This window comes from Paenibacillus sp. FSL H7-0940, from assembly GCF_037979415.1.
GTDB lineage: Bacteria > Bacillota > Bacilli > Paenibacillales > Paenibacillaceae > Paenibacillus > Paenibacillus amylolyticus.
The window spans coordinates 4,408,188-4,431,024 of sequence record NZ_CP150280.1; the positions used below are offsets into that span (position 1 = coordinate 4,408,188).

Genomic DNA, 22,837 nt, shown 5'->3' on the forward strand with positions numbered 1-22,837 from the left:
GTGTATTAACTGTACTACTATTATTAATACAGTTAAAACGAATTGTCAACCGTTGACTTTGACTTCTTGTTTTATTGGGAGTACGTTAATAAAGATAGGTTATATGGTTTAAATGACATATATAATTTGGGGAAGCAGGTTCATTCTGGCTTACGACGGGGCTCGATCAGGGTGGCGTTCACATGGGATGAGGCAAAACGGCTATCTGAAGCGATGTGGCTAGATGTGGCTACTTGAAGTGATACGGCTACCCGCAACCTTTGCTTGACCGCTTTTGACAGAATTACATGCAAAGGTTGTTCAGGTCTTTCCCCTTCCGTTATGATGGAGATGAAATATTGTTCAATAATCACTGTATCTTTGTTACTTTTTTGTGCGCGTTTAATCTGATTGATTGTTAGGTCTGTTATGCGTTAGTTGTGTTGTTTTGTGTTGTTTTGTGTTATAGATCTATTTTCTGCACAAACGGTAGGCCGTAAAGTGGGCAGCTATATCAGAGTTAGCAAAACTGTGTATTTGCTTAAAATTCGGGTTTGCACAAATAAGCTACTATGCAGTGGTCGAGTGTAGACTGGACCGTTATTCATTTGGCTTGTTGGTCTAAAATCCTAAGGCTATATATGATTCGCGTTGGATGGGTCGGGCAGACTCCAGCCTTTTGAATCGTTTATCTGTTCGTTTGGAGGGCCAACTCGTGCTGTCCGCACTGAGCATACATATTGTAGATATGTCTTTCAAAGGGTGAACACGGACATGAGAAAGCACTTCGGAATTGATATCCTACATATAGATTATTTTTAATTTTATATCTGAAAACATCTATATGTAGTGTTTCATATTCATGGATGGATATAGTATCTTTTTAGAAAAAGTGTCCACTCTTTGAAAGACAAAATCAAGATAAATGTCCTTTTGTAGTGGACAAATATATGCCCGAATTCCATTTATATAAGCTGAACTATACATTTACACGAAAATATAGAAGTAAGTAGTAACCCTAAGAAGTGTAACTAGAAGCTTGCTGTAAGAAAGATACTATGGAGGCATATGTTACACTTCTAATACCTCATAAGGAGAATCCGAGATGAATGAACATAGACAGGATAAAGATCAGAATAATAAAGCGAACGCCTCATTCGAGACTAGTGACCAACAGGGAGAATTAAGCGGGGCAACAACGACTTCAGATACTAGTCCGGTACAAGCAAATTCATCACAACGTGTGTTAATTGTAACCGCGGTTGATGCGGAGAAAGATGCGGTCCTCCGTGGTTTGGGAAATACGGCCGCGGAACGATTTGACGTCATCGCTGCGGGTGTTGGCCCAGCCTCGGCCGCAGCAGGAACAGCCGCTACATTGGCATATGCCGTAGCGGCTGCAAGCACTAGGGCGTTGGCGCAGGGTTCCACTGCGCCAAGCCCATCGGATGTGGCACAGACATGTGCCACATCTTCAAGGCCGGGGCCCCTTGCCGGGACCGGTAGTTCATCAGCCTACATGCTGGTGATCAGTGCCGGCATCGGCGGCGGGTTCCCCGGCCGGGCAGACGTCGGCTCCCTCGTGGTAGCCGACGCCATGGTTGCTGCCGATCTGGGCTCGCAGACGCCAGACGGCTTCCTTAGTGTGGACGAGCTCGGATTCGGCTCGTCCATTGTGGCGGCGGACGCAGAGCTTGCCGCTCGCCTGCGCCATGAGCTGCAGCGGGCTGGGCTCGCTGTCAGCGGAGGCACTGCGGTCACCGTGTCCACGGCGACCGGAACAGCGGAGACGGCCGCAGAGCTATTGCGCCGCGTGCCGGATGCCGCCGCCGAAGGTATGGAAGGCTTCGGCGTGGCAACAGCTGCCCAACAGTTCGGCGTGCCAGCACTCGAACTGCGGGCCATATCCAACGCGGTCGGTCCACGCGACCGCGACGCTTGGCGCATCAAGGATGCCCTCGATGCGCTCCAGGCCGCAAGTTCCATTTTACGGGAGGTTATTACATCATGAAAATTGCATTTTCCCCTTGTCCAAACGATACATTTATCTTTCACGCGTGGGTGCACGGGTTAATCCCGGGCGCACCTAAGCTGGATGTCCGTTATGCTGATATTGATATTACCAATGGTCTGGCAGCAAATCCGGATGGACCCGACACACCTGAAGTGATGAAAATATCTTATGCAGCACTGCCATACGTGTTATCTGACTATGCTCTGCTTCCAGCTGGAGGCGCACTTGGCAGAGGCTGTGGTCCTTTGGTTCTGACCGCAAATGGCACGACCGATCCAGCATATCTGTCTGGACGACGGGTTGCTGTACCAAGCGAGCGCTCGACAGCATATCTATTATTCCGTCTGTGGGCAGCGCAAAATGTTCCGGGCGGTGTAGGCGAGATTGTTGTCATGCCATTCGACCAGATCATGCCTGCTGTTCGTGACGGCAAGATCGATGCCGGACTTGTCATCCATGAAGCACGCTTCACGTACCAGAATTATGATCTCAAACTAATGACAGATCTCGGGAACTGGTGGGAAAGCGACACAGGCCTTCCGATCCCGCTTGGAGCGATCATCGCACGTCGCAACATAGATGCTCATGCCCTCGCCGGATGGGCACGCGCCTCCGTTGAATATGCATGGGCGCACCCGGATGAGTCGAGAGCATACGTTATGGAACATGCCCAAGAAATGGACCCTGACGTAGCTGCACAACATATCGGCCTGTACGTTAATGAGTTCAGCGCCAACCTGGGTGATGATGGTTACGGTGCAATCACTGCACTGCTTGGCCGCGCCATGAAAGAAGGACTCGTTCCCGAGTTCGACCTTGATCTGTTGCGAATCTAGCTTTGATTTAATTTGAGTTAGTTTCACTTCGCTCTATATCTAAAGAACACAGCACATCTTATTTAGCCGAATAACGTGGTATGAGAATTCTTAAGAATCTCAGACACCGTATTCGGCTAAATCTCGTTCAAATTGCCGATAACTCTCACACTCAAGCACAATAACGATCCTACGATTCGTTAGAAATTGGTATGTGCAGATTTTCCTAGAATAGCGTGTGCTCGGTTCGTTTGAGTCCGTTCCAAGGTGTTCTGAGGAGTAAGCTTCGTAGAAGTCTATCCTAGGTATTCGAACTTTAAATGGTTTGTAAAAGTAGACTTAGGGTGCTACAAATTCGCTGTTTTTTCTCTTACGAACCCAGTGCACCTTATTTAGCCAAATATCATGCTACGAAAATTCTAACGAATCCCAGACACTCTATTCAGCTAGAAATCGGTCATATCACCAACAAATTCGCTTCACTCCACCCAATAGCGATCCTACGATTCGTTAGAAATTGGTGTGTGCGGATTCTCGGCGAATAGCGTGTGCTCGATTCGTTTGAGTCCGTTCCAAGGTGTTCTGAGGAGTAAGCTTCGTAGTCTATTCGGGGTTTTCGTGGATACAAACCACTTAGCTAGCCAGGGTGATGGCGGTGTCCTAGCGTATTGTTTTTTTAAGGCTTGGTTACTTAGGGTTAATATAGGTTGGTACTCAGTAGGCTTTTACGAATCGGAGTCTGCCCTTTAACTCCCCCTGTACCTATTTCGCTGAATCTCTACTTTCCAGCAAAAGTTATATAAGCCTTATCGGGTTTCGGGTTTCGGGTTTGCGGTTTGCGGTTTGCGGTTTTAGAGTCTATTTTTTACCTAGGCAAAAAACTTTCATCAAGATACTTGCTGCAAACTAGTGACCTCACTAACCATGTTGGACTACACTACACATGACACAACAAATAGAAAGAGCTGTCCCCTAACGTCAGACTTAAGACGATGGGACAGCTCTTTTTTCACTCTATGTTCAACTTCATATCTATCACTCTACTCAACCCCAGATCGAAGCGGAAGGAAACCCATGCAACTCCACGCTCTCCACTTCATCTTGAACCCTACTGTACTCCATCATCCCACCCCACTGCTCTCCCTCTCACAACTGCGGTCTACGAATCTAACCAACCGTCACCTACGATCTGCTGCAACCGCAGCCGAACGATCGCAACCATCCCCTACGAATCAGCCACAACCGTGCGGATCATGATCCGCAGCGCATCCAGCATCATGGGAATAGGTAGCGAAGGGACGGAAGGCTGCAACACCGCCATCTCTGTGGAGGCTGGAAAATGTACAAATCCTGCACGGATCGGAAGTTGCCCTACTCGAATGTAATCCAGTACCCGGTACATCGTGTTGTTACATATATACGTACCTGCTGTATTGGACGCGGTAGCTGGAATACCCGCTGCGGACATGTCATTCACCATGGCACGTATGGGCAACGTGGAGAACAAACCGTCCGGGCTGCCGTCTACAATTGGCTCGTCCACAGGACGCTGTCCTTGGTTATCCGCGTAGGAGCCTGGCGGAATATCTTTGACATTCACGGCGATCCGCTCCGGTGTGATGGATGTTCTGCCCTTGGCCAGCCCACAGGCGATGACGACATCTGGCCGATAGGCTTCCATCTCTGCGATTAGCAGGTCTGCACATTCATCAAAGTGCACGGGCAACAGTATTGTTTTTAGCTCAGCACCCTCGATCACTTCGTTTGCAAGAGCATCCATTAATGCCCCCGTCGGATTCACCGCATCCCCGCCAAAAGGTTCAAACCCGGATATCAGAATCTTCACCATCACACGTCAGCTCCTGTCTGTTTACTCCGATTTGTAACGTAATCCCCACTGGCCCCGAATCGTGTCCATCAGCTTCATGATTTCCAAGGATTCGTCCAGTTTAATGGTGTTGCTCTCCGTCCGACCTTCGAGGATACAACGTCCCGCTTCTTCTGCCTCAAAAGCATAACCAATACATGTTCGATCATCCGTGAACTTCTCCGGCTCGTCCTGACCATTCACATGCAGATAGGCTTCTTTACCCGCCAAGAATAAAGGAAGACGAATCTTGCCTTCCGTACCGTATATGACCGCTTCATTGCTAAGGTTCAGACGAATGGCAGCACTCAGTGATGCAGAACGTCCCTCGGAATAGGACAACAACACGGAAAATTGCTCGTCCACACCCGTCTCACCGATATTGGCCGTACTCCATACATGCTGGGGCTGTTCACCAAAGATCATCGATGCAAAGGAGATCGGGTACACCCCTGCATCCAACAATGCGCCTCCACCCAGATCCGGATTAAGCAACCTACCTTCCGGCTCCCAGCCGACACGGAATCCAAAGTCTGCCTGGAGCAAACGTACTTCACCAATTCGTCCTTCTGCAATCCATGCTCTGGCTTGAGCGATCGGTGGCAAAAAGCGTGTCCACATCCCTTCCATCAGGAAAAGGTTACGCTCCCGTGCCGTCTCCACCAGTTGCTCCAACTGACGCGCGTTCATCGTAAACGGCTTTTCACATAGCACCGCCTTGCCTGCCTCCAGACAAGCCATTACATTCTCCTTATGCACAGGGTGAGGTGTTGCCACATAGATAATATCTACCTCAGGATCTTGCAGCATTTCATCATAAGAACCGTAAGCGCGTGCAAAACCATATTCAGCTGCAAACTTCTCCGCACTTCCCGCTGTCCGTGAACCTACCGCTGCTTTCACAGCGTTTCCCGCATGCTCCAAATCCCTTGCAAACTGGGATGCAATCCATCCCGTGCCCATAATGCCCCAGCGTACTTTGTCCCGTCCCACTACTTCTGTCATATTAAAGCCTCCCTACTGCAATTTGAGTTGAAAAGGTTCATGATTCAGATCAGGCCAACATGTTATCCCCTTTATTTTACCAAAAAGAAACGCTTACGTCAGAAAACGATTTCGATTATGTGCTTTCAATAGACTTCAAGCTCATCAGGGCCTCGAACATATCTGTGTACATTTCAATTCTCCAGTAGATTTGCTAAGATTATCAGCAGACTAGGGCCAAGAAGTCTTGTCCGTAAACATACTTGTAACTAGCGACAATCTGGTTAAACTATCGATCACATCTGATAACGGGATCATATACCCTGTGCTATTCATAAAACATCTGGCTATACTGCAAACGTGCTTTTGACAAGGCAGCCAGTATTCACTACATCATGCAAAACGCCTCAATAGATGAGACGTTCAAGAAAGACGCTCAGGTCCGAGAAAATATGGTGTGTTCCATATTCAATCATTACCTAAACTGTTCAAAAGAGAGGAGGACGCATAACAACCATGACTACCATCCCGGGTACCGCCCACAGCGGCATGAATCCACACACGTTGCACCAGCAGACAAGTCCCAATGCAGAAAAGGAATCCTCAACTCGAGCAGACCTGGATGCATTCTTGAATGATACCCTGATCGAACTTCGTCAGGCAGAACATATTATAACCCGTGAGAAATGGCGCTGGTCCACAACTGAGTTAGCTCATCATACCTTCATATACATGCACAAATTCACAGGCCAACTGATCATGAATGGAATCCAATCTCACGTGGTTCGCAAATCAGCTTGTCTGTCCCTACCAGGAACTGCAATTGAACTGTTTAGTGATGAAGACCATGATATTGAACTGTATATCATTCACTTTGATATGTATCGGGCTACGGAGAAAACAAAAGCCAGACGAATCTACGAACGTGAGCTCAGTTCACCTGTTACAGGCTGGATTCAGGGCCCATTTTACGGTATACAGCGCATTGCCGCACAGCTTACACAATTAAGCAATGAAGGTTTGGAAAGGGGCTTGAAAGCACAGCTCTTCCTGACGGAACTGTTACATATGCTCTGGCCTCAAGAAGACCAGACTGACGTGGGGGCTGGGCAGGATGAACCCGAACAGTGGCTCAGGTCCACCCTGCAATACATGCGCGAAAACTATATGCACGAGATCAAGCTGGAGAAGCTGGCTGAACTGGCTGACATGCACCCGTCCTATTACTCGCAGCTATTCAAGAGCCGCATGCAGAAAAATCCGATTGAGTACATCACTCATCTGCGTATGAACCGAGCCAAGGAATTGCTACTTACTTCAGATCTGCGTATCCGTGATGTAGCTCGTGAAGTGGGTTACCGTGACGAATTTTATTTCAGCCGACGTTTCCGAAACCATGCCGGTTATGCGCCAACTTCCTATTCGAAGCAGGTCCACCGAAATATCGTGTCGCTCTCCTATCCATACACGGACCACCTGATGACACTTGGTATCACGCCATGCGCAGCTCAGATCCAAGGCCATCTTCCTCATATGCCCAAATCGCTGACGTTGCCCTTCCACGCCTATGAACCTTGGGAACAGGGACGTCAGGCTTTTCTTGATGTGAATCCTGAATTGATTCTGACCAAGGACAATGCAGTTGCCAAAGCGATGGAGCATATTGGCGATGTCGCGCCCATCATCACGATTCCCTGGAACCAGACAGACGTCTTCGGTCATATGCATCAGATTGCATCCATTGTGGATCGTACCCAAGCAGCCACAGATTGGCTGGATCGACATGAACGCAAGGCAGAGCGTGCACGCAAAAAAATCAAGGAATTCGTCGGGGACATCACCGTTGCCGTTGGCACGTTAACACCTAAAGGTCCACGGATGTACAGCCATCGGAACTTTGGACATGTCTTTTATCGAACCTTGCAATTGGCCGCTCCTCAGCGCATTCAGACCGAACTGGCTGGCAAATCTCCCGGCGTTGGATTCAACTGGCTGCCCTTCACACCAGGAGAATGGGACGGACTTGAGGCAGATGTGCTGGTACTGGCGATTAATTCTATGCATGAAAAGGCAACACTGTTGAAAGAGATGGCTTCGAATCCACTGTGGAACAGCCATCCTGCGGTAAAAAACGGACGTGTACATCTCATCGACTGGAACTCATGGGTCGTATATGCTCCATATTCCATCAACATCCAGCTCGATGAAGCGCTCTCTATGTTGACGAACAAACCTTCACTTTTGTAATCTAAAAAATGTCCATCTCCAGAATCTTAATTTAAGCCATGTACGGGCCTGAATTAAGATTCTATAATGATCACTAATTGATAATGATAATCAATAACAATGAAATACGTTGTTGGTACCAAAGGAGTGACCCGTATTCAACATCCGGGACTGCCACATCGTCCGTCTAATTCAAGAAAATCTGCAGTGACCGTTGGGCTGACGTTTTTGTCTGCCATAGCCATACTGCTGCTAAGTATGTTTGTCGCAATCTCTTTAGGTGCCAAAGGGTTAACGCTGGAAACCGTATGGGCTGCCATATTTCAGTACAACCCAGCTTTGACACCACATCAGATTATCCATGAGCTGCGGCTGCCTCGTGTCCTTGCCGCGGTTATTATCGGCGCTGCATTTGCTGTTGCAGGAGCTTTAATGCAAGGCATTACGCGTAATCCGCTGGCAGACACGGGCATTCTGGGCATCAATGCTGGAGCCACTTTTGTCGTAGCACTGAGCTTTGCCTTTTGGCCCGGACTGCCATACGGCTGGATTATGTTTTTATCTTTCCTCGGGGCTGTTCTGGGCACACTGCTTATCTTCCTGCTTGGAATGGCAGCACCTGGTGGTCTGAATTCCATCAGACTGACCGTTGCCGGAGCCGTTATTGCAGCCATGTTAACCTCGCTCAGCACAGGAGTTGCCATTTATTTTGACCTGAGTCAGGATCTGGCCTTCTGGTATGCGGGAGGTTTTGGCGGAATAGAATGGCGGCATCTGAAGTTAATTCTCCCCGTACTGCTCGCCACACTAGTACTGATTATGCCACTCGCCCGGCGTGTATCGCTTATGTCACTCGGTGAAGAAGTAGCGATTAATCTCGGGATCAACTTGCGCTGGACGAGGTTTCTCGCCCTCGCAGCGGTTGTTGTGCTGGCTGGTGTGTCCGTGTCGGCAGTAGGCTCGATTGGATTTGTCGGACTTGTCATCCCTCATATCTCCCGCAAACTGGTGGGTGTGGATTATCGACTCATCATTCCGATGTCTTCTCTACTTGGAGCGATATTACTGGTGCTCGCCGATCTGGGCTCACGCATCGTGAACCCGCCCGAGGAGCTCGCGGTAGGCATTATGGTCGCTTTTGTCGGTGTACCGTTCTTCCTCTATCTGGCCCGTAAAGAAAGGAGGGCCTTGTAGCGATGAATTTTAATACACCTTCTCGAGGTAAACGTTCGATAGTTGTCAGTATCACGCTGCTCTGCATCGCGATTGCCGTTATTGTGATCAGCCTGAACACGGGAACCATTCGTCTCTCCCCAGCGGCTGTGTTACAGACTTTGTTTGGTAATGGCAGTTCGGATGATCAGATTGTACTGTTTGATTACCGACTGCCTCGCATCCTGGTAACTGTACTGGCCGGAGCTGGACTTGGTATTGCCGGAGCAGCCTTGCAAGGGATCACCCGCAATCCATTGGCGGACCCGGGCATTCTGGGATTACATGCAGGGGCTGCATTTGGACTAATGGTGTTTGTTAGTCTCTCCTTTACGATGGATGGCTCTGTGGCCTTGCTGATCCCGTTGTTTGCTTTTGCAGGCAGTGTGGCCGCTGCCCTGATCATCATGCTGTTATCTTATGATCGCCATAACGGCGTATCACCCATTAAGCTGATTCTGGTGGGAATCGCGGTAGCGGCCGGGTTCCATGCCTTGACACTCTACCTATCCCTGCGTCTGGATGAAGACACCTATTCCTTTGCCGCTCGCTGGTTGGCAGGAAGCGTCTGGGGCCGGGATTGGATTCATGTGCAAGCGTTGCTTCCTTGGGTGGTGTTATGTATCTCGTACATCTGGAGTCGATCCCAAACGCTCGATGCCTTCAATCTTGGAGATGCTGCCGCAACCAGTATCGGGACACCTGTCCGATCCCAGCGTATTATTTTGCTGCTCTGTGCCGTGGCTTTGTCTGCCGTCAGTGTATCCATGGCTGGTGGAATCGGCTTTATCGGTCTGGCGGCGCCACATCTGGCGCGTAGGCTTGTGGGTCCGATGCATCGGCATCTGATCCCAGCCGCCGGGCTCATCGGTATGGTTATTCTGGTGACCGCTGATACGATCGGGCGAACGATCTTTCAGCCTAATGCCATTCCGGCAGGCGTGGTGGTTGCCGCGATTGGTGCACCTTACTTTTTGTACCTGTTAGTACGAAGCAAGTGATCTTTTTTCCAAAAAACAATAAAGACATCCAAGAGATGTTCAAGGAGAATGTGACTACCCATGTTAAAGAAAAATCTTATGCTTGTCATGAGTATCTGTCTGGTGCTTGTGCTTGCAGCCTGTGGAACGACCAATAATTCATCATCTGCTTCTGGTGGTTCGTCCACGGATACTTCAAGCAACAATCAAGACAACAGTGCAAATTCGGGAGAGCAACGTATTGCCTCCATGTCGATTCACTTGACCAATGATCTGCTGTCTCTTGGCATTACTCCGGTTGGTTCCGTTATCGGTGGCGAAGCCAAAGGTTTCCTGTCCCATGTTGCTGATCAACTTCAAAATACAACGCCACTTGGTCCGGTTAAAGACCCGGATATGGAAGCTTTGCTTGCCCTGAAACCGGATGTGATCTATCTGGACGAAGAATTTTCCGGTGGTGATCTTGCCAAATTTGAAAAAATTGCTCCGGTGCATGTCTTCAATCTGGATGACGGTACATGGCGCGACCATCTGAAAGACATTGGCAAACTCGTGAGTCGCGAGAAGGAAGCCGAGCAATACATTCAGGACTACGCAACCGAAACGGAAGAAGTGAAATCTCTGATTCATGATACGATTGGTGATGGTACTGTGATGGCAATCCGTGTTACTGCCAAAGAATTACGTGTATTCAGTACACGCCGTCCCATGGGTCCCATTTTGTATGAGGATCTCGGTCTGACTCCTGCCAAAGGGATCACAGATATCGATTCGACTAAACCGTATCAAGTCGTCTCCCGTGAAATATTGCCGGACTATGATGCAGATGCGATCTTTGTAGTTGTGAATTCGGATGATGAAGCCCAGACCATGTTCAAGGAACTGCAAAACAATCCGATCTGGCAAGGCCTGAAAGCAGTCAAAGCCGGCCATGTCTACCCGATTGGTGCACAGCCTTGGCTGGATTACTCATCGATCGGTAATAAAATGGCCATGGATGAAGCCAAAGAAATGTTCTCCAAAAAATAACCAAAAAAACCTCACTTTGAAATCGGAACAGCGTTTGTATGAATCATACTTACACTCTATTCCCCTCAAAGCTGAGGTTTTTTGCTTTGGGTCTGCCAGCAAGTTGCAGTCCATCCTCTTCCACCAAGTGCGCTCACAGTGTACAGACAATGATCTCAACATCCGTATCGGCAAAAGCCTCCTGGATAATCGGACTGACTTTCTCCCACTTTAGCCTGTCCAACCCGCATCCTATTCGGGGCATAGCCAGTTTCGTAATGCCATCCTTCATACATACGTCCCGCATGGATTCTACCGCATTAGTCAACGATTGATACGTCGGCTTATTGGAGAACTTTGCCTTGGTGACCAGATTCATCGTCCGTCCTACCGGATAACATCGTCCAATCTCAAGCGGCTCTTGTTTGGCCTGCTCTTGAAGATTTTCCAAACCAAATCGCTCCCGGAACTGTACCGCAATGCCCTTCCCCATCTTTGCATCGGCTGATATGCAGTGTGCAAGCGTGTACTCATCCCCCAGTTCAAATAAATCCTGTTCTCTCTCATGAAACTGCATCGCATTCCTCTCCTTTATCAAGCGCTCTCATTTAATAGTTGAACTAAAGATTATTTACACTGACACTACGATGACAGAACAACCTTCCAATCGCTGTTATCCCCAGATTTTTTCGATTCCCTTTTTCTAGAAGGGAAAATCCGGGGATAAAGGCGAACGCTTTGCTTTTTCAGGTTTTTTCTGTCCTCTCCGTTATCGTGCAAATGATTAGTTCAAACTATGTAGATCCCTTATTTTTTTATTAGGCCTCTGTCAAACAACGTTGAAATGCCTTTAATGTTCGCTGACCTGAGGATCGATCATATACAGCAAATACAATTCGTTCAAAGGAGTCCTTAAATCCCTCTCCCACTAACACATCATGAAAATACTTCGCCACCACTGCCGGTTCATTACGAAATACTCCACAACCATATGCACCGAGAACAATCGTCCGATGACCATTCGTAGCAGCCACGTCCAGAATATAACGGATGCGTTCCTTCATCACGGACTCAATCTGTAGATCATCAGCTTCTCCACGCTCTTTCACCACACCCGCATTCACCGCTGGCGCAGTAATGAATGATGATACATAATATTGGTCCAGCAGTCGGTCTTCATCATCACGGATCACCGGAACATCCGGAGAATAGATCATATAATTCGAATAGCGACCTGATCGCTGTTTGCGATTGTACTCGTACATTTCATCCATTTGGGCGATGCACGGGTATAGTCCTGTCGCTCGGGCCAGACTCTCTTCCTGTGCCTGACTTCCACCAAGGAAACCGCCGCCAGGATTTTTCGCCGATGCAAAGTTCAGACAGACCACATCTTCTCTTCCTTCAGCTACCGTCAAACGTGAAGCCGCTCCAAGTGTAGTCTCTCCAGTAACCTCAATGCGCACTGACACAGATGCAGCTTCAGCTTCAGTTGATGAGGCTACCGAATGAGTTTCTGCGTGAGCTTCTGTACGGAACTTCCCCCTGAGTGTGGAAAGCTCCGAAGGACGATATAATACCGAATTTCGAATGGCTTGCTGCACATCGATACCTATCTCAACCTTGCGATTATATCCATTCACGTATTGTCCTTCATCCAAAATAGCCAGCGTCTGCTGTGCGATACTGGCCCGCATGGTACGTGGATTGGAGCCGGTAATACCCGTTGATCTATCAAGTGTACTGTTGTTGTTGTAACGTCCACTGCTGTTCTTGTTATTACTGCTATTGTTCTTATACTGTTGCTTATCACTCATCTGAATCACTTCCTATATCTTCTCTTAGACGGGTGAGAATCTCACCCAGCCAGTTGGTTCCCCGCCATGTTCTTCTATTCCGAATACGCGGATCTTCCTCCGCCAGTCCCACACCCCAGATGCGATCATCTGGGCTTGCTTCCACAAGGGTCGTTCCACGAGTGGCGCGCAGCGTGGTTAGCAGTTCTTTGTTTTGTGTAAATTTGGCCCAATTGCCTTCGTAGACAATGCGCTAGCATTCCGTTTCCCATAAAGTCTGGTCGAAACCCGTGACCTGTCTGCCCAACTTTTTTTGTACCGAAGCAGAGCTTGCCTTCAGAATCTTGTCTGCGATGGTCTGATCGCCAAACAGCAGCGCTTTCTTGTGCATCATGTATTGCTCCGCACTCGTGTAGTGAACCCCGTTCACGGTAAAATCCGCCGGGTGCCACTGTGAGAACGGAGATACAGTCCGCCAGAAAAACGTAAACTTTTCCATCCATATCCCCTCTTTACTTGTTCCTCATGGTTGCAGCGATCCCGCCCATGGCTTGAATCACTTCTCCTATTTCATTGATTCTTCCCCTTTTCAGGGTGTCTGCCTCTCGGGGTCCAATCTGTATAAACGTGATGGTCGATGACCGGCACTGCTCGCATACTCTCCCGTCTCAATAACCCAATCGGCGATTTTACGCCGGAAAGCGGCAGCCAGCAGTTTTTTGCCACTGATGATCTCATGTACTTTCTGAAGTGCAGTCAGCGTAAACGTCTCCGGCATCAGATTAAATGCAATATCCGTGTACTCGATCTTGGATCGCAGACGTTCAAGTGCATAATGAATGATTTTGGCATGATCAAATGCAATCCCCTGAACCTCCCCCAACGTCAAACGATGGCTTCGTACTTTTCCTTCTATCGTTTCTTTCGTTTCAACAATTGCCGATAACTCTTCTGTTCCATTGGTCAAAATCAACTGCAATCTGCGTTCTGTCACACGTCCACGCTCATGGATATGGCGCTTCTCTTCCAGAAGCCGCTGCTCCACCCGAAACCAATTGGCCTCACTGGCATCATCGCCAGCCTGAAGCTCCAGCTCGCTGCTATCGACCAGCGCCATATAGGAACAACTGATGACCCGTGTACGCGGATCTCGCTCCACATCTCCCCAGGTGTACAGTTGCTCCAGATAAATATCATCCAGCCCTGTCTCCGTCAACAATTCCCGCCGAGCAGCATCTTCCAATGATTCCTGCATGGAGACAAATCCGCCCGGTAACGCCCATTGGCCCAGATAGGGATGACCACCCCGCCGGATTAGTAGTAACTGGAGTTCGGGTTCAGCGAGCTTGCGATAATTCTCCTGAGCTTCACTGCGAATCGTAAAGACCAACATGTCCACGGTGACGGAAGGACGTTCGTAATCACCAGCATTATACGTTTCCAGAAACTGTTGTTCACTGGTATGTACCTGATCCTGATGCTCCCGGTAATCGAGTGTTTTTCCTCCAGAGGAACCTTCGTAAGTCATAATATACAAACTCCATTCTGTTATTAACATTGTGTTATTAACAATTAGATAATATCAATTTATCACATCATTTTATGTCAGGTCAATATTTCCAGTCTAAAATAAATGATCTGTATTCACTTGACGATATGTCAAATCAAACTTAAGATTTATTTAGTCGACTAACTAAAAGGATAGGAGTAGATGATATGAACCCAGTCCAAAATGATCGGTTAATGGGACAGCTATCCGAACTCGTGAAACTGAAACGCTACAAGGTTCATGAGAAACTTGTGAACCACCCCGAGTTATACCCGGGGCAGCCCCCTTTGCTGTTCCAGCTTGAACGGGAAGATGGCCAATCCCAGAAAAACCTGGCCAAACAACTTCAGCGCAGTCCCGCAACGGTAACCGTGATGCTCAAGCGCATGGAATCATCCGGTTATGTGAGACGTGAAGCAGACCCAAAAGATATGCGCAGTCTGCGGGTATACCTGACGGATCAGGGGCGCTCCGCGCTACAAGAATTGAGAGAAGTGATTCAGGAATTGGAACAGCAAGCCCAGAAAGATTTTACACCGGAAGAATCCGAGATCATGTCTGCACTTGCACATCGTATGCTCCAAAACCTGCGTGAATCTTGAGGTGATGCAGATTCGCGATTGAAGCAGCTAAAGGTATTATGAAATTGATTCACTTATGCTATGAAGATTGAGGTGATTCCCTATTGTGGACGTTAAAACGATTCTTGACCCCGTATAAGTCGGCGGCAATCGTCGCCCCGCTGCTCATGGTACTTGAGGTTACCATGGACCTGCTCCAGCCCAAGCTGATGTCCAGCATCGTGGATGATGGTGTACTTGCAGGGAATCTGCCCCATATCATAACTACAGGTCTGATCATGCTACTTGTTGCGTTAATCGGCTGGGTTGGCGGTGCAGGCTGTACACTCTATTCAAGTAAAGCTGCCGTTGGATACGGCACGGATCTGCGCCAGGAACTGTTTGACCATATTCAAACCTTCTCCTTCCGCAATCTGGATACGTTTCAGGAAGGATCTCTGATCACTCGTCTGACCAGTGACATTACCCAGATGCAGACCTTTGTACAGATGCTGCTGCGGATGTTTATCCGTTCACCAATGCTAATCATCGGTAGTATCATCATGGCGTTTACGATCAGTGTAAAGCTGGCTTTAATTCTTATTGCCACTGTACCGGTGCTGTTTATTATTTTATTTATTCTGATAAAAGCCTCCTATCCTCTGTTCGCCAGTGTGCAGAGCAAGCTTGATCAGGTCAACGCTGTGCTTCAGGAGAATCTTGCCGGCATTCGTGTCGTCAAGGCGTTTGCACGTGCGCGTCTGGAGAAAAAGCGGTTCAAAGAATCCAATGAAGATTACACCTCAACTGCCGTCAAAGCCTGGCGTATTGTCACACTGAATGCACCCGTACTCAGCCTGATGCTGAACGCTACCATTGTAGCGGTGCTGTGGTTTGGAGGTTTCCAGGTAGTGGGAGGCGATATTGCTGCCGGGGATCTGATTGCTTTTATCAACTATGTCACGGTTGTACTCTCGTCCCTCACGTCGATCGGCATGATGATGATGAGTTTCTCCCGCGCCAAGGTATCAGCTGCACGGATCAACGAGGTGTTACATACACAGCCGGATATTCAATCGGGAACCGATAACTCCGGGAATGTACAGTCATCCCCGTCTACTCGTGATCAGTCCCGAAAACAAACGTCTTCTCTTCCCTCCCACACAGGCGGTCAAGTGGAGTTCAGAGACGTATCTTTCCGTTATGACGGAGACCATGCACTCACTGACATTAACCTGAAGGCTCGCCCGGGTGAGAAAGTGGCCCTGATCGGTTCAACAGGTTCAGGCAAAACCTCGCTGGTGCAGCTGATTCCCCGTCTATACGATGCTTCGCAGGGTGAAGTGCTCGTGAATGGAGTGAACGTTCGCCACTGGGATCTTCAGGATCTTCGCAGCCGTGTGTCCATTGTGCTACAGGAATCCATCCTGTTCAGCGGCAGCATCCGGGATAACATTTGTTTCGGCCGGCCCGGTGCAACGGATGCTGAATTGCGTGCTGCGGCACAAGCTGCGGCAGCGGATGATTTTATTATGAAACTGAAAGATGGGTATGACACGGAGCTGGGTCAACGCGGGGTCAATCTGTCCGGTGGACAGAAACAACGGATATCCATTGCACGCGCCCTGCTCATGCGACCGGAAGTGCTGATTCTGGATGATAGCACCAGTGCTGTTGATCTGCGTACGGAAGCGAGTATTCAGAAGGCTTTGCAGTCCTTGATGAAAGACAGCACGACCTTTTTGATTGCACAGCGGATCTCCTCCGTGAAGGATGCAGACTGTATATATGTTATTGATGAAGGACAGATCGTTGCCAGAGGCACACATGATGACCTTATGGCTCATTCATCACATTATCAAGCCATCTATTATTCGCAGCAACGGAAGGAGGATGTTCAATTTGGCTAAACCTGCATCTTCCTCCATACAACAAACGGTCGTGCCTCCCATCGGAAGACCCGGACCAGCAGGCAGAGGACCTGTTCCCAAAGTCAGAGCCAAAAATGCTCGCCATGCCCTGATCCGGGTATCGTCGTACATGGGACGTCATCGCAAAGGAGTCATTGCTGCATTAGTGCTGACGGCTCTTGGAACACTGCTCAATCTGGCAGGACCTTACCTTCTCGGCCGTGCCGTTAACGAACATATCGTGCCCAAAGTAACAGCGGGTTTGCTGAAGGAATGTCTCCTCTTGCTGAGTGTTTATGTCCTTGGCTCACTCCTGATGTGGGCTCAATCCTATGTCATGATTGGTGTGTCCCAACTGACCGTTAAGGATCTGCGACATGCGTTGTTCTCCCGACTACAAGAGCTGCCTGTCAGCTTTTTTGATAAAAATCAAAGCGGGGATCTGATGAGCCGGGCGACCAATGATATCGATAACGTATCTACAACGCTGAACCAAAGCGTAACCCAATTGATGTCCAGTGCCATCTTGCTCGTTGGTTCCTTATCGATCATGTTTGCACTGGATGTTCGGCTTACCCTGCTCAGTCTGGTGACTGTACCCTTGATTACCATCGCCACTCGCCTGATTGCTTCGAGAACACGTAAACACTTCACCGCCCAGCAGAAATTGCTTGGTGAGCTTAATGGGTATGCTCAGGAAACGATTGCTGGACAAAAAGTCGTAGCGGCTTATAACCGTCAGGATCAGGCACATCAACATTTTGAGAATTTGAACGAGAAACTGCGCACATCCAGCACACAGGCCCAGACCGTTTCGGGTTTGGTTGGACCTACGATGAACGTGATGAACAATATCGGGTTTGCCATACTGGCTTCCGTAGGTGGATGGATGGCTTATCATGATCTGACATCCATCGGACTAATCGTCAGCTTTCTCGCTTACTCCCGCCAGATTGAGCGGCCGCTCAACGATCTGGCCAATCAGTACAATCTGATTCAGGCTGCAATCGCAGGTGCTGAACGTGTGTTCCACATTATGGATACGCCTGGCGAATACGTGGAGGAACAGAAGAAACAACTGGATCAGATTCAAGGCAAAGTGGTATTTGAAGACGTCTCCTTCGGATATAGTGCGGATCGAGACATTCTTAAGAAGGTCAGTTTTACTGTAAAACCTGGTGAGATGATTGCACTTGTTGGACCCACCGGCGCAGGTAAAACGACCATTATCAACCTGTTGCCCCGTTTCTACGAGATTACAGGCGGACGGATTACCATCGATGGATGTGACATCTCGGAACTGGAGAAGGACCAACTCCGTCGGCAACTCGGCATTGTACTTCAAGATGCCTACCTGTTCTCGGGTACCATTCGCGACAATCTCGCCTACGGTAAGCCCGACGCAACGGATGAACAGATCAGGCAAGCAGCTGAGCTGGCGAATGCACATTCGTTCATCCGCAAACTGCCACAGGGCTACGATACCCCTATCATTTCCGGGGGAAGCAACCTGAGTCAGGGACAACGACAACTGCTGACCATTGCCCGGGCAATTCTGGCTGATCCGGCCATTCTTATTCTGGATGAAGCAACAAGCAGCATTGATACGCGTACAGAGATGAAGATCCAGGAAGCGATGCGCACTTTAATGAAAGACCGTACCAGCTTTGTCATCGCCCACAGACTGAGCACGATTCGTGAAGCCGATCAGATTCTCGTCATTGATGATGGACAGATCGCTGAACGGGGCAGCCATGACGAGTTGATGCAGCAACAAGGATTCTACTATCAGTTACATCAGGGACAGCTCAATAAGTCGAACTAAAGCGACTCTGCAAAGTTAATCCATGCCGAAGTGGACCTTAGCGCGTACGGAGCAAGCGAATGTGCTGTATCCTGAATGTGGGAGAACATGTCCTTCGCGTGCGAACAAGCGATCAATATGCCACAAAAGTGGATTTTCTCTATTCCAAATGAAAAGCTCCACTCCGTGCCGGGCGGGCTTGAGGACATCGTCCAGCTCGCGGTTGGAACAGAGCAAGAGCGTAAACTAACGAATCTGAGGCGCCTTATTCAAGCTTTTGAAGCTCCCTCAGAAATCTAAAGAACCTGAGACACGTTATATCCAAATAAACAGCCATTTTCAGCGTTTTTTCATGGGATGTTGGGAAATAACGTGTCTGAAGTTTCTTACAAATTAAAGTAAGGACTTGAAGGCCAAATAAGACGTCCTATGTTCCTTAGAACATCGACTACCCATTCGCCAGGATCAACCGGCTTGAACTTCAGACTTTTATATGCTGACCTCCATCATCATATCGCTTACCTTGAATTTGCAGACACACTCTTATATAGCTAAAATGATCTGAACCAATGTAGTCTCCACACATCAACTTATTAATCGAAATACTAAACACCGCATGGGGTTCTTCAGGACCCATGCGGCGTTTTTATGTTTTTGTCTAATGGACTATTTAATTGCTATCTCTGGGTCAGTTATATGATTTACGTCTCCATGGGCAGATGAAGCGTGAAGGTGGAGCCAACCCCCATTTCGCTATGGACGGTAATTTTACCTTTGTGATCCTGAACAATTTTCTGGCAGAGCGCAAGTCCAAGTCCCGTACCTTCTTCTTTGGTTGTATAAAATGGATTAAAGATTGTGGATAGCGAATTTTCCGGAATGCCACTTCCTGTATCTGTAATTGAAATGAGTACTGCGTCCCCGTCCTGCAACAAATCCATATGAACCTCACCAGGGTCTGTCATTGCTTCAAAAGCGTTACGAATCAGATTGATCAATACCTGCACAATTTTATCTCGATCCATGATGATCACAACTGGCTCATTAGTCATTTCAAGCGTAATTTGATGCCCTCGGGATGCCGCATCTGACTCGGTCAAAGACATCACTCGTTCAAGGCAGTGACCCAAATGTTCAGGCTTCATGTGATTCGCATGTGGTTTGGAAAACTGCAAAAATTCAGCCGTCAGATCGGTTACTCTCGTCACTTCACCCATAATCACTTCATACCATGGCGCGATATTAAAGGCTTGTCCACGGGACAGCTGCAGGAATCCCCGAATTGCGGTAAGCGGATTTCGAATTTCGTGAGCCATACCTGCGGCCAGTTCACCCACAGCCCTTAGTCTTTCGGAACGAAATACTTCTTCTTCATTTTTCAGCCATTTGCTACGCTGTTGTTGAAGAAGCCTATCTTCGGCAACCGTCATAAAGTGCTGCAACGAATCCGACATTTCCGGGTACAGGGAGATGCTGTAGCTTACCTGGAGTCCTTGAAGCTGCACGGATAACAGTGACGACATTCGTTCTTCCACATCCTGTATCTCTGGCAAAACGACTGCAAATCGGTCTCCTGCATACCGGGATATGCCATAGGCCTCGGTGAAATGATTGCTGATCATCTGACCTGTACCTGTGATTACCGTACACCAAGGATCTTCTGACTCTTTTTTAAAGCCGCTAAAGTTATTGACGTTCAAAAGGACAAGCAAAAAAGACCGTTGCTCTTCTACTGTCTTATGTAACACCTCCATGTAACCTTCGTAATTCAACAGTCCAGTAAGCGGATCATGCAGGGTCAGGAACCGATTTTTTTCCCGAAGCCTGCGCTTCTCGACCTCACTGTTGATTAAGGTATGATACAAAAAAATGATAACAACCGAGGTTAACAGGTCAAATAACGAAACCAGCAAAGCATATGTATCTACAGGCACATACGAAAGCCGAATCAACGTATATTGCAACATAAGCAGCAACGAAATCGGCAAGGTCTGCGTCAACCTTGGTTTGTCCTGGATCATTGAAATAATGAGCATATAATACAGCATGTTGCACCAGTTCAGTTCACTGAAATAGTGGAATATCCCTAGAAAAATCCACTGAAATTTTCGCAGCACAGGATATCGTCTCTCCCCATAAATACTTGCTACCAATAATGTCGCCGAAAGTGACATTATTGCCATATTAGGGGTAAGCCTGAGAACATAAGAGGACAGAATGACAAGCAGACAACCTAGCGGGAATATCACCATTTTCATCGTGTAACTAAGCAAACAGCCTCGCCCCCTTTGACATAAAACTCACATCAAATAACTTATGTACATGTATTATATCGATTATGATTAGCTGATGTTGTCGATTAGTGGAGGCTCGTCAAATTCGCACGAATGTATAAATTATGAAGGCAATAGGACATATGATGTAATTGTAATCAACAAAAGTGAATCAATTCCTCTTCGCATAAATCATTATTGTGGTACAATACATTAATGGATTAATTTAGGATAAATACTTTCTTATGGAGGATATCACATGACAACACAACGAAAACCTTTCGGTCTGGGTACTCTATCTCTGCTCATACTGGCTATGGGATTCGCTTTTAACTACGGGTGGGGAGAAGAAAATTTCAGGTTAGGTTATCGACTATTCGAACTATTAAACTTGCCTATTTATAGTAACGGAGATCAAGGACTTCATATCCCCTTTGTAGCCACAGCAATCTTCTGGATCCCTACCATCTGGATAGCCAAAAAAAATCGTTCACATTATGGCTCAAGTGTTGCCTGTAACGTGGCTGCGTTTATGCTAGTGTTTTGCATTATTGGCCCTATAATTACTGTCGTAGATTGGTTTGTAAATGCATAACAATTAAAGCCAGCTCTCTATATCCCGAGGGCTGGCTTCTTTGCTGCTTTTCCATATAAGATGAATGGAATTTTTACACCATAACGTAGAGTGCAGAACCAATCTGAAGAAGCGAGAGCGTTCGCATTTATCACCGGATTTTCCCCTATTAATATAGGGAATCAAGAAAACCAGGGGATAAGGGCGATCGGAAGATGGTACTGCACTCGGAGTACAACGGTGTAACCTTTCACGTTAATCTTATTTCTTTGCCATATACTTACGGATATCAAAAGCCACCGCAGCAACAATGATCAATCCTTTGATAATCAACTGCCAGTATGGACTTACACCGATAAACGTTAGACCATAGTTAATGACCCCGAAGATCAGTACACCCGCCATTACCCCAGGTACTGTTCCAATACCACCCGCCGTTGATACGCCGCCTACCACACATGCGGCAATCGCATCCAGTTCATACATGTTACCGTAATTGTTTGTTGCTCCACCTGTGCGTGCTGCCTCAAGCACACCACCCAGACCATACAACGCACCCGCAATGGCATACAGCGCAACCAGGTTGCGAGCCACATGAATCCCGGATACATGCGCTGCCTGAATGTTGCCACCGATCGCGTACATGTTTTTTCCGAGACGTGTTTTGTTAAAGATCACCCAGCAGATTAATGCCACCGTAATAGCAATGAGGACAATATACGGGATGGAATAACCCCCGCCCAGATCAATGTATCCAGAGCCAATGACGGTAAAATCGGGTCTCAATCCTCCGATCGGCTGTGACTGGTTGGGTTCCGTATCAAAATAAATGGAGTTCAGTCCGTACACGGCAACCATCGTACCCAGCGTTGCGATAAAAGGTGGCACATGTAATTTGGCGACAATGAGTCCATTTACCAATCCCACAAACAGACCTGCGGTAATCCCGACAAGGATCGGCAGACCCACCCATAAGTGGGGCAGATCGGGGAAGAAGCGATTTGCATATTCATCAATTTGCAGCATCGATGCCGATACAACCGCTGTCAGACCAACCACCCTTCCAGCGGATAGATCGACCCCGCCCGTGACAAGGATAAAGGCTGCACCGAGCGCAATAATGGCCCGTGTGGAGGACTGCTGCAAGATGTCCCGCAGTGTGGAGAAGGCCAGAAAATTCGGATCAGCAATCGCAATACCAATAATGAGCAGGATCAGTACAATAAAGATGGCGCGTTGTGTTACATATTGTTTCACTTGATTAATCATCTGTGTGTTCATCTGTT

General features: G+C 48.0%; 17 protein-coding genes and 1 pseudogene. 10 read left to right on the forward strand and 8 right to left on the reverse strand.

What is annotated here, in order from left to right:
• Window positions 1-1,084 precede the first annotated feature (1,084 nt).
• Together MHB71_RS19570 and MHB71_RS19575 are read left to right on the forward strand one after the other, a co-directional pair.
• Window positions 1,085-1,990 carry a futalosine hydrolase gene (locus MHB71_RS19570; protein ID WP_340027328.1) on the forward strand — a complete coding sequence of 302 codons (906 nt, stop codon included), beginning with the start codon at window positions 1,085-1,087 and terminating at the stop codon, window positions 1,988-1,990.
• Window positions 1,987-2,829: a 1,4-dihydroxy-6-naphthoate synthase gene (locus tag MHB71_RS19575; RefSeq protein ID WP_340027329.1), complete on the forward strand. Its 843-nt coding sequence runs from the start codon at window positions 1,987-1,989 to the stop codon at window positions 2,827-2,829. The genes MHB71_RS19570 and MHB71_RS19575 overlap by 4 nt, the downstream gene beginning before the upstream one ends.
• A 1,204-nt stretch (window positions 2,830-4,033) precedes the next feature.
• Here MHB71_RS19575 and MHB71_RS19580 read toward each other — a convergent pair.
• Together MHB71_RS19580 and MHB71_RS19585 are read right to left on the reverse strand one after the other, a co-directional pair.
• Entirely contained in the window at window positions 4,034-4,657 is a 624-nt protein-coding gene (locus tag MHB71_RS19580; RefSeq protein WP_340027330.1) for a pyroglutamyl-peptidase I, read from the reverse strand.
• Between the two features lie 21 nt (window positions 4,658-4,678).
• Complete coding sequence (locus MHB71_RS19585) at window positions 4,679-5,680, reverse strand: Gfo/Idh/MocA family oxidoreductase (RefSeq protein WP_036672452.1); 1,002 nt, start codon at window positions 5,678-5,680, stop codon at window positions 4,679-4,681.
• Window positions 5,681-6,175: 495 nt separating this feature from the next.
• Here MHB71_RS19585 and MHB71_RS19590 point away from each other — a divergent pair, with 495 nt between their 5' ends.
• The 4 genes from MHB71_RS19590 to MHB71_RS19605 all read left to right on the forward strand — a co-directional run bounded on the left by MHB71_RS19590 (window position 6,176) and on the right by MHB71_RS19605 (window position 11,106).
• Window positions 6,176-7,906, forward strand: coding sequence for an AraC family transcriptional regulator (locus tag MHB71_RS19590; RefSeq protein ID WP_340027331.1), 1,731 nt, complete (start codon window positions 6,176-6,178; stop codon window positions 7,904-7,906).
• Window positions 7,907-8,005: 99 nt separating this feature from the next.
• The gene (locus MHB71_RS19595) at window positions 8,006-9,079 is read left to right on the forward strand and encodes an iron ABC transporter permease (RefSeq protein WP_340027332.1); all 1,074 of its coding nucleotides are present in this window, start codon (window positions 8,006-8,008) and stop codon (window positions 9,077-9,079) included.
• A gap of 2 nt (window positions 9,080-9,081) precedes the next feature.
• On the forward strand, window positions 9,082-10,098 hold the full coding sequence (locus tag MHB71_RS19600; protein WP_340027333.1) for an iron ABC transporter permease: 1,017 nt from the start codon (window positions 9,082-9,084) through the stop codon (window positions 10,096-10,098).
• A gap of 60 nt (window positions 10,099-10,158) precedes the next feature.
• Entirely contained in the window at window positions 10,159-11,106 is a 948-nt protein-coding gene (locus tag MHB71_RS19605; protein WP_340027334.1) for an iron-hydroxamate ABC transporter substrate-binding protein, read from the forward strand.
• Between the two features lie 133 nt (window positions 11,107-11,239).
• On the opposite strand, the gene MHB71_RS19610 is transcribed toward MHB71_RS19605, so the two are convergent.
• The 4 genes and pseudogenes from MHB71_RS19610 to MHB71_RS19625 all read right to left on the reverse strand — a co-directional run bounded on the left by MHB71_RS19610 (window position 11,240) and on the right by MHB71_RS19625 (window position 14,409).
• Window positions 11,240-11,662 (reverse strand): macro domain-containing protein, encoded by a 423-nt coding sequence (locus MHB71_RS19610; RefSeq protein WP_340027335.1) that lies wholly within the window; start codon window positions 11,660-11,662, stop codon window positions 11,240-11,242.
• 241 nt (window positions 11,663-11,903) lie between these two features.
• Window positions 11,904-12,782 (reverse strand): TIGR02452 family protein, encoded by an 879-nt coding sequence (locus tag MHB71_RS19615; protein ID WP_340030201.1) that lies wholly within the window; start codon window positions 12,780-12,782, stop codon window positions 11,904-11,906.
• 112 nt (window positions 12,783-12,894) lie between these two features.
• A pseudogene (locus tag MHB71_RS19620) lies at window positions 12,895-13,380 on the reverse strand (NADAR family protein).
• A 90-nt stretch (window positions 13,381-13,470) separates the two neighbouring features.
• On the reverse strand, window positions 13,471-14,409 hold the full coding sequence (locus MHB71_RS19625) for an NUDIX domain-containing protein (protein WP_340027336.1): 939 nt from the start codon (window positions 14,407-14,409) through the stop codon (window positions 13,471-13,473).
• 188 nt (window positions 14,410-14,597) lie between these two features.
• Between MHB71_RS19625 and MHB71_RS19630 the strand changes: the two genes are divergently transcribed.
• The 3 genes from MHB71_RS19630 (at window position 14,598) to MHB71_RS19640 (ending at window position 18,725) form a co-directional block, all read left to right on the forward strand.
• Window positions 14,598-15,032: a MarR family transcriptional regulator gene (locus MHB71_RS19630; RefSeq protein WP_340027338.1), complete on the forward strand. Its 435-nt coding sequence runs from the start codon at window positions 14,598-14,600 to the stop codon at window positions 15,030-15,032.
• Window positions 15,033-15,115: 83 nt separating this feature from the next.
• A complete protein-coding gene (locus tag MHB71_RS19635) occupies window positions 15,116-16,900 on the forward strand; it encodes an ABC transporter ATP-binding protein (protein ID WP_340027340.1) in 1,785 nt (594 codons plus the stop codon).
• The gene (locus MHB71_RS19640) at window positions 16,884-18,725 is read left to right on the forward strand and encodes an ABC transporter ATP-binding protein (protein ID WP_340027341.1); all 1,842 of its coding nucleotides are present in this window, start codon (window positions 16,884-16,886) and stop codon (window positions 18,723-18,725) included. The genes MHB71_RS19635 and MHB71_RS19640 overlap by 17 nt, the downstream gene beginning before the upstream one ends.
• Before the next feature lie 680 nt (window positions 18,726-19,405).
• Here MHB71_RS19640 and MHB71_RS19645 read toward each other — a convergent pair.
• Window positions 19,406-20,821: an ATP-binding protein gene (locus MHB71_RS19645; protein ID WP_340027342.1), complete on the reverse strand. Its 1,416-nt coding sequence runs from the start codon at window positions 20,819-20,821 to the stop codon at window positions 19,406-19,408.
• A 415-nt stretch (window positions 20,822-21,236) separates the two neighbouring features.
• On the opposite strand from MHB71_RS19645, the gene MHB71_RS19650 reads away from it, so the two are divergent.
• Window positions 21,237-21,572, forward strand: coding sequence for a hypothetical protein (locus tag MHB71_RS19650; RefSeq protein WP_036672474.1), 336 nt, complete (start codon window positions 21,237-21,239; stop codon window positions 21,570-21,572).
• A gap of 240 nt (window positions 21,573-21,812) precedes the next feature.
• Here MHB71_RS19650 and mglC read toward each other — a convergent pair whose 3' ends face one another.
• Entirely contained in the window at window positions 21,813-22,832 is a 1,020-nt protein-coding gene (gene mglC, locus MHB71_RS19655) for a galactose/methyl galactoside ABC transporter permease MglC (RefSeq protein ID WP_340027343.1), read from the reverse strand.
• Window positions 22,833-22,837: the final 5 nt, after the last annotated feature.

What these genes read in the sequence shown, in the direction of transcription:
- MHB71_RS19615 (WP_340030201.1), bottom strand. Translation starts at nt 12,782, where the DNA reads ATGCGGGCCAGTATCGCACAGCAGACGCTGGCTATTTTGGATGAAGGA.
- MHB71_RS19640 (WP_340027341.1), top strand. Translation starts at nt 16,884, where the DNA reads ATGTTCAATTTGGCTAAACCTGCATCTTCCTCCATACAACAAACGGTC.
- MHB71_RS19650 (WP_036672474.1), top strand. Translation starts at nt 21,237, where the DNA reads ATGACAACACAACGAAAACCTTTCGGTCTGGGTACTCTATCTCTGCTC.
- MHB71_RS19570 (WP_340027328.1), top strand. Translation starts at nt 1,085, where the DNA reads ATGAATGAACATAGACAGGATAAAGATCAGAATAATAAAGCGAACGCC.
- MHB71_RS19575 (WP_340027329.1), top strand. Translation starts at nt 1,987, where the DNA reads ATGAAAATTGCATTTTCCCCTTGTCCAAACGATACATTTATCTTTCAC.
- MHB71_RS19590 (WP_340027331.1), top strand. Translation starts at nt 6,176, where the DNA reads ATGACTACCATCCCGGGTACCGCCCACAGCGGCATGAATCCACACACG.
- MHB71_RS19580 (WP_340027330.1), bottom strand. Translation starts at nt 4,657, where the DNA reads ATGGTGAAGATTCTGATATCCGGGTTTGAACCTTTTGGCGGGGATGCG.
- MHB71_RS19610 (WP_340027335.1), bottom strand. Translation starts at nt 11,662, where the DNA reads ATGCAGTTTCATGAGAGAGAACAGGATTTATTTGAACTGGGGGATGAG.
- mglC (WP_340027343.1), bottom strand. Translation starts at nt 22,832, where the DNA reads ATGAACACACAGATGATTAATCAAGTGAAACAATATGTAACACAACGC.
- MHB71_RS19625 (WP_340027336.1), bottom strand. Translation starts at nt 14,409, where the DNA reads ATGACTTACGAAGGTTCCTCTGGAGGAAAAACACTCGATTACCGGGAG.
- MHB71_RS19630 (WP_340027338.1), top strand. Translation starts at nt 14,598, where the DNA reads ATGAACCCAGTCCAAAATGATCGGTTAATGGGACAGCTATCCGAACTC.
- MHB71_RS19595 (WP_340027332.1), top strand. Translation starts at nt 8,006, where the DNA reads ATGAAATACGTTGTTGGTACCAAAGGAGTGACCCGTATTCAACATCCG.
- MHB71_RS19585 (WP_036672452.1), bottom strand. Translation starts at nt 5,680, where the DNA reads ATGACAGAAGTAGTGGGACGGGACAAAGTACGCTGGGGCATTATGGGC.
- MHB71_RS19605 (WP_340027334.1), top strand. Translation starts at nt 10,159, where the DNA reads ATGTTAAAGAAAAATCTTATGCTTGTCATGAGTATCTGTCTGGTGCTT.
- MHB71_RS19600 (WP_340027333.1), top strand. Translation starts at nt 9,082, where the DNA reads ATGAATTTTAATACACCTTCTCGAGGTAAACGTTCGATAGTTGTCAGT.